The organism is Microbacterium sp., from assembly GCF_049650565.1.
Taxonomy (GTDB): Bacteria; Actinomycetota; Actinomycetes; order Actinomycetales; family Microbacteriaceae; genus Microbacterium.
Window position 1 is genome coordinate 1 of record NZ_JBASAK010000097.1, and the last position, 10,455, is coordinate 10,455.

At 69.1% G+C, this 10,455-nt stretch carries 10 protein-coding genes and 2 tRNA genes; 8 read left to right on the forward strand and 4 right to left on the reverse strand.

Annotated features, from left to right (window positions below; genetic code table 11):
• Positions 1–30 precede the first annotated feature (30 nt).
• Together WA967_RS15070 and WA967_RS15075 are read left to right on the forward strand one after the other, a co-directional pair.
• Positions 31–101 (forward strand) — tRNA-Cys (locus WA967_RS15070).
• Between the two features lie 29 nt (positions 102–130).
• Positions 131–202: transfer RNA gene (locus WA967_RS15075), tRNA-Val, on the forward strand.
• Between the two features lie 45 nt (positions 203–247).
• On the opposite strand, the gene WA967_RS15080 is transcribed toward WA967_RS15075, so the two are convergent.
• Positions 248–1,027: an SDR family oxidoreductase gene (locus tag WA967_RS15080; RefSeq protein ID WP_424424276.1), complete on the reverse strand. Its 780-nt coding sequence runs from the start codon at positions 1,025–1,027 to the stop codon at positions 248–250.
• A gap of 102 nt (positions 1,028–1,129) precedes the next feature.
• Between WA967_RS15080 and WA967_RS15085 the strand changes: the two genes are divergently transcribed.
• From WA967_RS15085 to WA967_RS15095, 3 genes are all read left to right on the forward strand, one after another.
• Positions 1,130–1,969: a helix-turn-helix transcriptional regulator gene (locus WA967_RS15085; RefSeq protein WP_424424279.1), complete on the forward strand. Its 840-nt coding sequence runs from the start codon at positions 1,130–1,132 to the stop codon at positions 1,967–1,969.
• Between the two features lie 255 nt (positions 1,970–2,224).
• Positions 2,225–4,162, forward strand: coding sequence for a threonine--tRNA ligase (gene thrS, locus WA967_RS15090; RefSeq protein WP_424424295.1), 1,938 nt, complete (start codon positions 2,225–2,227; stop codon positions 4,160–4,162).
• Entirely contained in the window at positions 4,159–4,710 is a 552-nt protein-coding gene (locus WA967_RS15095; protein ID WP_424424281.1) for an HIT family protein, read from the forward strand. Before thrS ends, WA967_RS15095 begins: the two co-directional genes overlap by 4 nt.
• Positions 4,711–4,713: 3 nt before the next feature.
• On the opposite strand, the gene pdxY is transcribed toward WA967_RS15095, so the two are convergent.
• Together pdxY and WA967_RS15105 are read right to left on the reverse strand one after the other, a co-directional pair.
• Positions 4,714–5,565, reverse strand: coding sequence for a pyridoxal kinase PdxY (pdxY, locus tag WA967_RS15100; protein WP_424424284.1), 852 nt, complete (start codon positions 5,563–5,565; stop codon positions 4,714–4,716).
• Between the two features lie 32 nt (positions 5,566–5,597).
• Positions 5,598–6,905: an aminotransferase class I/II-fold pyridoxal phosphate-dependent enzyme gene (locus WA967_RS15105; RefSeq protein ID WP_424424287.1), complete on the reverse strand. Its 1,308-nt coding sequence runs from the start codon at positions 6,903–6,905 to the stop codon at positions 5,598–5,600.
• An 81-nt stretch (positions 6,906–6,986) separates the two neighbouring features.
• Here WA967_RS15105 and pdxS point away from each other — a divergent pair, with 81 nt between their 5' ends.
• Positions 6,987–7,883, forward strand: a complete 897-nt coding sequence (gene pdxS / locus WA967_RS15110; protein ID WP_424424289.1) for a pyridoxal 5'-phosphate synthase lyase subunit PdxS — start codon at positions 6,987–6,989, stop codon at positions 7,881–7,883.
• A gap of 5 nt (positions 7,884–7,888) precedes the next feature.
• Positions 7,889–8,476, forward strand: a complete 588-nt coding sequence (gene pdxT / locus WA967_RS15115) for a pyridoxal 5'-phosphate synthase glutaminase subunit PdxT (RefSeq protein WP_424424298.1) — start codon at positions 7,889–7,891, stop codon at positions 8,474–8,476.
• A 3-nt stretch (positions 8,477–8,479) separates the two neighbouring features.
• Here the strand turns inward: pdxT and WA967_RS15120 are convergent, their stop codons facing one another.
• On the reverse strand, positions 8,480–9,403 hold the full coding sequence (locus tag WA967_RS15120; RefSeq protein ID WP_424424291.1) for a phosphotransferase: 924 nt from the start codon (positions 9,401–9,403) through the stop codon (positions 8,480–8,482).
• A gap of 32 nt (positions 9,404–9,435) precedes the next feature.
• On the opposite strand from WA967_RS15120, the gene WA967_RS15125 reads away from it, so the two are divergent.
• Positions 9,436–10,314 (forward strand): DUF402 domain-containing protein, encoded by an 879-nt coding sequence (locus tag WA967_RS15125; RefSeq protein ID WP_424424293.1) that lies wholly within the window; start codon positions 9,436–9,438, stop codon positions 10,312–10,314.
• Positions 10,315–10,455: the final 141 nt, after the last annotated feature.

Consider the following 10,455-nt stretch of genomic DNA (forward strand, 5'->3'; position numbering starts at 1 on the left):
GTTCTGGCATGTGGGTTCGAATCCACCCCTGGTGGCGTGGCCGAGTGGCTAGGCACCGGCCTGCAAAGCCGTTTACACGGGTTCGAATCCCGTCGCCACCTCTCAGCAGACAATTTAACAGCCTTCACAGGCGCGATTGGCGCAGCGGTAGCGCGCTTCCCTGACACGGAAGAGGTCACTGGTTCGATCCCAGTATCGCGCACAGACGAAGAGCCCCGGACTTGCTCCGGGGCTCTTCTCATATCCGTCAGCGTCCTGCAGCAGGATCGAGCGCGTGAGCGTCGTTCGCGTTGAGCGTCGCGACGACTCGGTCGTACTCGCCGCGGACCTCTGCGAAGCGCAGCATCCGCACCCGATCGACCAGCACCTCGTGCGGGTCGTCGGCCTGCATCAGCAGCGTCATGGTCTCGTCGACGTACTCGTCGAGTGGCATGCCTGCGGGATCGTCCTGGTGCCCGGGCATCAGATCCGTCCGCACGGACGGAGGGACCAGCTCCACGACACGGACACCGGAGTCGGCGAGCTGCAGGCGAAGCGACTCGCTGAGCATGTGCACGTAGGCCTTGCTGGCGCTGTACGTCGGCGTCGCGGCCAGCGGCACCGAGGCCAGCCCGCTCGAGACCGTCATGATCAGGGCATCCGTTTTGGTGCGCAGGTGCTCGACGAATCCTGCGATCAGCCGGACCGGCCCCAGCACGTTGGTCTGCACCGTGCGCTGGGCGATTTCCAGCGCTGCGGCGGGGAAGCGCCAGTCCTCCGCGACCATGATCCCCGCCATCGCGACGATCGTGTCGACGGACGGGTGCTGCCGGATGACAACCGCTGCAGCCTCCGCGACGGAGGCGTCATCGGAGACGTCGATCTCGACGGTGTCGAAGCCCTCGCTTTCGTGCAGCTCGGCCAGCAGGCCCATGCGTCGGCCGCCGATGATGACGTGTGCGCCGGTGTCTTGGAATCGGCGGGCCAGCGCCAGGCCTATTCCGCTGGTGCCTCCGGGGATGAAGATGGTGCGTTCTGCGATGTTCATGTCTCCACGGTGCGCGGATTCCGGCATCCGCACGAGAGACCGGGTGATCCAGGGATCGGCGATCCCTGGATCACCATCGGCAGCCGGGGTGAGGATGGGGAGATGCAGAAGACCGAGCTGGCCGAGTTCCTACGCCGCCATCGCGAGAGACTGCGGCCTGAGGATGTCGGCCTGTCCGCCGGACCACGACGCCGGACGCCTGGCTTGCGGCGGGAGGAGGTCGCACAGCTCACCGGGATGTCGGTCGACTACTACACGCGCCTGGAGCAGGCCCGCGGACCGCAGCCCAGCATCCAGCTGCTGTCCGCGCTCGCTCGTGCGCTGAGACTCAGCGCCGACGAACGCGACTACGTCCTCCGGCTTGCCGGCCACAGCGCCCCGGTGCGACGGGATGCCGCCCCGTATCTCCCTCCGGCACTGATGCGCGTGCTGGACAGGCTCGACGACACCCCCGCGCTGATCCTCTCCGACATCGGCGAGACTCTCTTCGCGAATCGACTGGCAGTGGCACTGCTCGGTGACGCCTCAGCCTGGACGGGGAACGAGCGGAGCGATATCTACCGCTGGTTCCGCACTGATGGCGCCCGCGACCTGTACCCCGTCGAGGATCGGGCGCGTCAGTCCAGGGCGCTGGTCGCCAATCTGCGCGCGGCGCTCGGCCGGGACGGAGCGAACTCGCGTGCGGGCGCGCTCGCGCGCATGCTCGTCGCCGAGAGCGAGGAGTTCCGCCTGCTCTGGGAGCGTCACGAGGTGGCCCAGCGCTTCGCGGACCGCAAGACCCTCGTGCATCCCGAAGTCGGCACGATGGAGTTCGACTGCCAGGTGCTGTTCACCGAGGACCAGTCGCAAGCGCTGCTGGTGCTCACGCCGTCGGGCAAGGAGGCATCCGAGCGGCTGCGTCTGCTGTCTGTGGTGGGCGCGGAGCGCTTCGCCGACGCGTGACGGCTGCACGACGGTGCGGCCGTGCGACCCGGCGTAGACTCGTGCCATGGATTCCGTGTCGGCCCTTCTCGTGACCTCTGTCACCGGTGTCGTCACGCGAACTACTGGCGCCTGAGCGGGCAGGGCGCCCTCGCGCCTGCAGCTGAGTCGACTCATTCCATCGCCTATCTGGAGAATCCCTTGTCAGACAACGCCCAGCCGAACGCAGACAAGCACGACGGCTTCGCACTCTTCACCGACCGCTCCGTGATCGCCATGCGCGTGAACGGCGTCCTCAAGGACCTCGCCTCGACCGTCGCCGAAGGCGATGACGTCGAGCCGGTCACGGTCGACAGCCCCGACGGGCTGAACATCCTGCGGCACTCCACCGCCCACGTGCTCGCTCAGGCCGTGCAGCGCATCCGCCCGGCGGCGAACCTGGGTATCGGCCCGTTCATCACCGACGGCTTCTACTACGACTTCGGTGTCGATGAGCCCTTCACGCCCGAGGACCTGAAGGCCATCTCGAAGGAGATGCAGCGCATCATCCGCGACGGTCAGCGCTTCACGCGGCGCGTCGTGACCGCCGATGAGGCCCGTTCCGAGCTGGCGAATGAGCCGTTCAAGCTCGAGCTCATCGACCTGGCCGGCGGGCCCGGGTCCGGAGCGGACGCCGCAGAAGGGGCCTCCATCGAGGTCGGGGCGGGCGAGCTGACCATCTACGACAACGTGCAGAAGAACGGCGAGGTCGCCTGGAAGGACCTCTGCCGCGGACCGCACGTGCCCTCGACGCGCATGCTGGGCAATGGCTGGGATCTCACCCGCGTGGCCGCCGCCTACTGGCGCGGCAGCGAGAAGAACCCGCAGCTGCAACGCATCTACGGCACGGCGTGGCCCAGCAAGGACGAGCTGCGTGCGTACCAGGAGCGTCTGGCTGAGGCCGAGCGCCGCGACCACCGCAAACTGGGCGTGGAGATGGACCTGTTCTCCTTCCCCGACGAGATCGGCTCGGGCCTGGCGGTCTTCCACCCGCGCGGCGGCATCATCCGCTACGAGATCGAGGAGAACCTGCGTCGTCACCTGCTGCGCAACGGCTACGACGTGGTGAACACCCCGCACATCACCAAGAAGGACCTGTTCGCGACCTCCGGTCACCTGCAGACCTACGCCGACGGCATGTTCCCCCCGATGCATCTCGATGAGGTCGTCGACGAGGATGGCAACATCACGAAGCAGGGCCAGGACTACTACCTGAAGCCCATGAACTGCCCGTTCCACAACCTGATCTACCGTGCCCGCGGTCGCAGCTACCGCGAGCTGCCGCTGCGCCTGGCGGAGTTCGGCACCGTGTACCGGTACGAGAAGAGCGGCACGCTCTCAGGCCTCACCCGCGTGCGAGGCCTGACCCAGGACGACGCGCACATCTACGTCGCCCAGGACCAGGTGCGCGAGGAGCTCACCGCCAACCTCAACCTGGTGCTGGAGCTGCTGCGCGACTACGGCCTGAACGACTTCTACCTCGAGCTGTCCACCAATGAGGAGGGCAACCCGAAGTTCCTCGGCGAGCCCGAGCAGTGGAGGACCGCCATCGACACGCTGCGCGAGGTGGCACTGGCCTCCGGCCTGGAGCTCGTGGCCGACCCGGGCGGCGCCGCGTTCTACGGCCCGAAGATCTCCGTGCAGGCCCGCGACGCCATCGGCCGCACCTGGCAGATGTCCACCATCCAGCTGGACTTCAACCAGCCGGAGCGGTTCGAACTGGAGTACACCGGACCCGACGGCCAGAAGCATCGTCCGGTGATGATCCACCGCGCCCTGCTGGGCTCGGTGGAGCGCTTCTTCGCGATCCTGCTCGAGCACTACGCGGGCGACTTCCCGCTGTGGCTGGCGCCCATGCAGGTGGTGGGCGTGCCCGTGGCGGACCAGTTCGGCGACTACCTCGAAGAGGTCGTCGGGCAGCTGAAGGCCGAGGGCGTGCGCGCCGAGGTCGACCATTCCGACGACCGGATGCAGAAGAAGATCCGCAACCACACCACGGCCAAGGTGCCCGTGATCCTCATCGCCGGCGAGCAGGACCGCGCCGCCGGCACCGTCTCGTTCCGCTTCCGTGACGGCTCTCAGGAGAACGGTGTGCCCGTGACCGACGCCGTCTCGCGCATCCGGGCGGCGATCGCCGCGCACGTGCGCGTGCTGGCCGCGGGGGACCTGGCATGACCGACGGGGCCCAGCCGCTGGAGGATGCCGGGCGCCTGGTGGGCGTGCCGGACGAGTTCCAGCGGCTGTGGACCCCCCACCGCATGGCCTACATCCAGGCCGGACCCGAAGTGCTGCGGGAGGACTGCCCGTTCTGCGAGGCGCCCAAGCATCCGGATGCAGAGCGGCTGATCGTCGCACGCGGGAAGAGCGCCTACGTGCTGCTGAACCTGTTCCCGTACAACTCCGGCCACCTGCTGGTGTGCCCGTACCGCCACATCGCGACCTACGATCAGGCCACGGTGGCGGAGGTCGCCGAGATCGGCGCACTCACCCAGACCGGGATGCGGGTGCTGAAGGCCGTGTCGAACTGCGACGGGTTCAACCTGGGCATGAACCAGGGTGCTGTCGCCGGTGCCGGCGTGGACGCGCACCTGCATCAGCACATCGTGCCGCGGTGGTCGTCGGACGCGAACTTCTTCCCGATCATCGCGAAGACCAAAGCCCTGCCGCAGCTGCTGGGCGAAGTGCGGGAGGCCGTCGCGAACGCCTGGCCCGCGACGGCCTGATCCTCAGCGCACCTGGTACGCGGTGAACTGCATCCGCGGGTTCGCGTAGGTCTCCTGCGACTGCACGAGCGCGAGCTCGCGGTCACCGGAGTCGAGCGTGTTCTGCAGCAGGTCGAAGACGCTGGACACCGTGCGCTCGAGTGCGACCTTCGCGTCGCCGGTCTCCACGTAGTGCGCGGTGAACAGCGCCGCGGTCACGTCACCGGAGCCGTTGGCCTTCATCGGCAGCTGGGGTGTGGCGACCAGCCAGGCGCCCTTGTCGTCGGCGGCGAGCATCTCGATGGTGCCCTGCTCGCGGTCCGGCCGCTCGACTGAAGTCACCAGCACCGTCTTCGGTCCCATGGCCATGGCCGCATCGACCGACTCCAGCGTCGAGGCCAGGTCCGTCGGTTCGGTGCTCGTCAGGTAGCCGAGCTCGAACTGGTTCGGGGTGATGATGTCGGCCACAGGAACGACCTTGTCGCGCAGCAGGTCGGGGATCGCGGGAGCAACGAAGCAGCCCGACTTGGCGTTGCCCATGACCGGATCGCAGGCGTACACGGCATCCGGGTTGGCTGCCTTCACGCGCGCCACGGCGTCGATGATCACCTCGGCGATGCCCTCGCCGCCCTGATAGCCGCTGAGCACGGCGTCGATCTGCGGCAGCACGCCGCGCTCCTCAACTCCCGCGATGACCTCGCGAACGTCGTCGGGGTCGATCATCGGGCCGCGCCAGGCGCCGTAGCCGGTGTGGTTGGAGAAGGTGACGGTGTACACCGGCAGCACCTCCACGCCGATGCGCTGCAGCGGGAAGACGGCCGCCGAGTTGCCGACGTGGCCGAAAGCGACGGCCGACTGGATCGAAAGGATCTTCATCCTGCAATCCTCTCACCCGGGGCGGGCACCGCTCAGCGCGTGGCGGCCTGGAGGTCGTCCAGCAGGCGCGCGGTGTCGGCATCCGAGAGGTCGTGCACGGTCAGACGCAGATGATCGGATGCCGGTGACGGATCCTCGATGCGGAACTCGTCGCCGGTGCGCACCAGCCAGCCGCGACGCATGAGCCTCTCGGCGACCGCCTGCGCGGGCGCAGGGACCCGCACCCACAGGCTCAGCCCGTCGGAGGAGTGCGTGACGATGTCGCGCTCGGCCAGCGCCGTGACGAACGCCGTGTTTCGCTCGGCGTAGTGAGTGGCGGCTGCGGCGATCCGGGTGCGCACTCCGGCATCCGAGAGCTGCGCGTGCGCGAGGCGCTGCAGCAGATGACTGACCCAGGTGGTGCCGGGGTTCAGGCGCATGGCCAGGCGCTCGGCCGTGGTCGGATCGGTGGCAGCGACGGCCAGGCACATGTCCGGACCGAGGAACTTCGACACCGAGCGCAGCAGGGCGTAACGGCGGTGCTCGGCGCCGATCAGCGACGCGTACGGGTGTGCGGAGAGCATGGAGAAGTGGTCGTCCTCGATGATGAGCACGTACGGATGCGGGCGCAGCACCTCGCGCAGCGCGGCCGCGCGGGCGGGGGAGACGCTCACCCCCGTCGGGTTCTGCGCGCGCGGGGTGCAGATGATGGCACGGATGCCTGAATCCAGGGCGTTCTGCAGACCCTCGACGGTCATGCCCTCCTCATCCACCGGCACGGGCACGCCGCGGTACCCGCCGAGGCGGACGGTGTGGATGCTGGCCAGGAAGCAGGGATCCTCCAGGGCCACGGCGTCGTCGCGCATGAGCGCCTGGGCGAGCAGGCGCTCCACGGCATCCACCGCACCGCTGGTGACGGTGATGCGCAGGTCATCGCGCGGTAGATCGGCCAGGATCCACTCCCGCGACCACTGCTCCAGCCCCGGGTCGATGACCGGCTCGCCGTACAGCACGGGGCGCCCCACGATGCCGGTCAGTGCCGCCGTGGGGTCGGGGATGAGCCGCGGATCGGGGTTGCCGGAGCCGATGTCGTGCAGCACGGTGTCGGCGGCCACGCCCTCCTGCGCGACATGGGCGGCGCCCGCCATCAGCGTGCCGCCGCGGCCCTTCGAGATCACCAGGCCCGCCTGGGCGAGCTGCCTGTATGCAGAGACGGCCGTGTTGCGGTTCACTCCGAGCAGCGCCGCGAGCTCACGGACGGGCGGCAGCGCATCCCCCGGACGCAGAAGGCCGCGCTCGCGCAGCGCGCGGACGCTGTCGGCGATCTCGGCGGCCGTCGTGCCGGTGATATCGAGGTCCATCGCGTCGATTCTACGGTGGTATCTTTTGACATAGGCCAAACGATGTTTTGTGCTGACTTGATTCTTTCCCGAGGAGACACCATGGCAGACCAGACCCCGACGACCGGATCGCAGCGCGTCAAGCGCGGACTCGCCGAGATGCTGAAGGGCGGCGTCATCATGGACGTCGTCACCGCCGATCAGGCGAAGATCGCCGAGGATGCCGGCGCGGTCGCCGTCATGGCGCTGGAGCGCGTGCCCGCGGACATCCGCGCGCAGGGCGGCGTCTCGCGCATGAGCGATCCCGACATGATCGACAGCATCATCGATGCAGTCTCCATCCCCGTGATGGCGAAGGCGCGCATCGGCCATTTCGTCGAGGCGCAGGTGCTGCAGGAGCTCGGCGTGGACTACATCGACGAGTCGGAGGTGCTCTCGCCGGCCGACTACGTCAACCACATCGACAAGTGGAACTTCACCGTGCCGTTCGTGTGCGGTGCCACCAACCTGGGCGAGGCGCTGCGCCGCATCAACGAGGGCGCGGCCATGATCCGCTCCAAGGGCGAGGCCGGTACCGGCGACGTCTCCGAGGCCATGAAGCACATCCGCAAGATCCGGGGCGAGATCGCGGCCCTCGGTGCGCTGGCCAAGGATGAGCTGTACGTGGCGGCCAAGGAGCTGCAGGCGCCGTACGAGCTGGTCTCCGAGATCGCCGAGACCGGCAAGCTGCCCGTCGTGCTGTTCGTCGCCGGCGGCGTCGCCACGCCGGCGGATGCCGCGATGATGATGCAGCTGGGCGCCGACGGCGTGTTCGTCGGCTCGGGCATCTTCAAGTCCGGCGACCCGGTGGCCCGCGCCGCTGCCATCGTCAAGGCCACCACCTTCTGCGACGACCCGAAGGTCATCGCAGAGGTCTCCCGGGGCCTCGGCGAGGCCATGGTCGGCATCAACGTCTCCGACCTGCCCGCACCGCACCGCCTGGCCGAGCGGGGCTGGTGACCCGGATGCCGCGGGTCGGCGTGCTCGGCCTGCAGGGCGACGTGCGCGAGCACGTCGCCCTGCTCGAGCACCTTGGCGCCGATGTCGTGCGCGTGCGTCGTCCGGAGGAGTTCGCACAGGTCGAGGGCCTCGTGATCCCCGGCGGCGAGTCCACCGTGATGGACAAGCTCTCGCGTGCCTTCGGACTGCGTGACCCCATTCGCGCGGCCATCGACGACGGGATGCCGATGCTCGGCACCTGTGCGGGGCTGATCATGCTGTCCGACCGCCTGACTGACGGCATCGTCGGTCAGCAGACATTCGGCGGACTGGACGTGCTGACCCGGCGGAACGCGTTCGGCCGGCAGGTCGACTCGTTCGAGGGCGAGATCCCCGTGCCGGCGCTGGGTGAGGAACCGGTGTCAGCGACCTTCATCCGTGGGCCCGTGGTCGAGGAGGTCGGGGCGGATGCTGTTGCGCTGGCCGCACTGCCGTCCGGAGTCGTCGTAGCGGTCGAGCAGGGGACCCTGATGGGCATCAGCTTCCACCCCGAGCTCAGCGGGGAGCCGCGGTTCCACCAGCGGTTCCTGGACCGGGTGGCCGCACGCGGCTGAGCATCAGAGCAGCTCGGCCAGCCACCGCAGCAGCGGCAGGGCCTGCGCGCGCTGGAACGCCCGCAGGCCCGGCAGCTCCGGGATCTCCGGCTGAGCCTGTCCCCACCACAGGAACGAGGCGAAGCCGGAGATCACCGGCAGCATGCTTGCAGCATCCGGTGCGCCGTGCGCGCGCAGGATCTCCCACGCGTCCGCGCAACGGGGGCCGCCCGACGCCTCGACGGAGGGCAGCAGCAGCGGCCCGTCCAGCCAGGCCGCGCCGCGCCGGGCGTGCGGCCAGTCGATGAAGCGGGCGCGCTCATCCTCGATGAGGATGTTGTCCGCGCGCAGGTCGCCGTGCGCGAGGAACGACCCCGTCACGGCATCCGGCAGCGCCTGCTCCAGCCGCAGCAGCTGCGGCATCTGGGTGGGAAGGCCGTGCGGAAGGGATGCTGTCAGCGAGGGGTCCTCGAAGACGGCCCGCCAGCGCGCGTAATAGGGGAGCATCGACCGCTGCGCCGGGAAGATCACCTCCGGTGCCGGCGTCGCGGCCACGTGCGCGATCTCTGCGGCGATCGCGTGCAGCTGGGCCTCGCTCCACGGTTCGCCGGGATGGATGCCCGGCACGACCGCCAGCACGAGCGCGGTCGATTCCTCGTCGTCGACGCTCGCCAGCATCCGCGGCCTGAGCGCAGCCGGAATCGCCTGCAGCGCGTGGATCTCGCGGCGGATGAACGTCCGTGAATCGCTATGGCCGGTTGCGGGGATCGCCTTCACGAACACGTCCGCGTGCGCCGACCGCACGATGCCCGCGTAGCCTGCGCTGAATCCGCCCTGTGCGGGGGAGTCGGAGACGATGCCCCCTCCGAGGATGTCCGCGATGCGCGCGCGGAGGCTCGCCGGCAGCGACCCCCACCCGGGTCGGAGGCGGTCGGCGCCTGCTCTCATGCTGACGAAGCTAGCAGCGGTAGCGTGGACGGATGCGACTGCCCCTGGGTTCGACCGATGTCAGCGAGAGCGGCGGGACGGTCACACTCGTCAGCCGCACCGGAGCAGACTGGATCCCCGTCGCGGCGCGGCCGATGGTGTTGGACGAGGCGGTGCGCCTGCTGGATGACGGCGAGCAGCGCCGCGCTCATGCGGATCCCGCGTTCGACGAGGCCGTGCTGTCGAATTCACCCGGCGCTGCGCGCTTCGCACCCGGGCAGGCGATCCTCTGGCGCTACGGGCGCTACATCGAGGCCGCCCGCGTGATCCGGGACGACGACCGCGGACTGGTCGTGTGGATCCCCTCCGGATCCGAGCGGCTCGGTCCGTCGCCGGCCGACGGACGCGCTCCGCGGGAGGTGCCGCTCGACGAGCGCTTCAGCGTTCCGTGGGTGATGCGGGAGTCGACCTGGCGCGGCCGGGGCGTCGTGCGCGTCGCCCCGGCCGGGAAGCCGTGGTCGGTGTGGTTCTTCCGCCGCGCCGATGGCACGCCGGACGGCGTCTACGTGAACCTGGAGCTGCCGCATCGCAGAGTGGACGGTGCGGCACCCGGAGTCTTCTCCCGTGATCTCGTGCTGGATCTGTGGATCGATGCCGAGCATCCCGGCAGCGAGGATGTCTGGCTGAAGGACGCCGACGAGCTGGTCGCAGCCGTCGATCAGGGCCGGTTCACGCTGCAGCAGGCGGAGGCCGTGCGCGTCCTCGCCGACCACGCCGTGCAGGACTTCATCGCAGACGGCGCCTGGCCGCTGGATGAGGGATGGGATGCCTGGCACCCCGATGCGACGATGGACGACCCCGTTCGGCTGCCCCGCATCCCGACGATCGACGACGCGCGTGCGCGCTCCGGGCGCACGGCACTGGAAGGCTGACACGGCGCGTCGATCACGATTCGTTAGAATGGACGATGCCCTGGAGGAGACTCCGGGCATACGAGACGAGCGGAGACATATGTCCGGGCATTCCAAGTGGGCTACGACCAAGCACAAGAAGGCGGTCATCGACTCCCGTCG

Bases quoted from the DNA above. Each gene is read 5' to 3' on its own strand.
- WA967_RS15080 (WP_424424276.1), bottom strand. From the start codon at position 1,027: ATGAACATCGCAGAACGCACCATCTTCATCCCCGGAGGCACCAGCGGA.
- WA967_RS15085 (WP_424424279.1), top strand. From the start codon at position 1,130: ATGCAGAAGACCGAGCTGGCCGAGTTCCTACGCCGCCATCGCGAGAGA.
- thrS (WP_424424295.1), top strand. From the start codon at position 2,225: ATGCGCGTGAACGGCGTCCTCAAGGACCTCGCCTCGACCGTCGCCGAA.
- WA967_RS15095 (WP_424424281.1), top strand. From the start codon at position 4,159: ATGACCGACGGGGCCCAGCCGCTGGAGGATGCCGGGCGCCTGGTGGGC.
- pdxY (WP_424424284.1), bottom strand. From the start codon at position 5,565: ATGAAGATCCTTTCGATCCAGTCGGCCGTCGCTTTCGGCCACGTCGGC.
- WA967_RS15105 (WP_424424287.1), bottom strand. From the start codon at position 6,905: ATGGACCTCGATATCACCGGCACGACGGCCGCCGAGATCGCCGACAGC.
- pdxS (WP_424424289.1), top strand. From the start codon at position 6,987: ATGGCAGACCAGACCCCGACGACCGGATCGCAGCGCGTCAAGCGCGGA.
- pdxT (WP_424424298.1), top strand. From the start codon at position 7,889: ATGCCGCGGGTCGGCGTGCTCGGCCTGCAGGGCGACGTGCGCGAGCAC.
- WA967_RS15120 (WP_424424291.1), bottom strand. From the start codon at position 9,403: ATGAGAGCAGGCGCCGACCGCCTCCGACCCGGGTGGGGGTCGCTGCCG.
- WA967_RS15125 (WP_424424293.1), top strand. From the start codon at position 9,436: ATGCGACTGCCCCTGGGTTCGACCGATGTCAGCGAGAGCGGCGGGACG.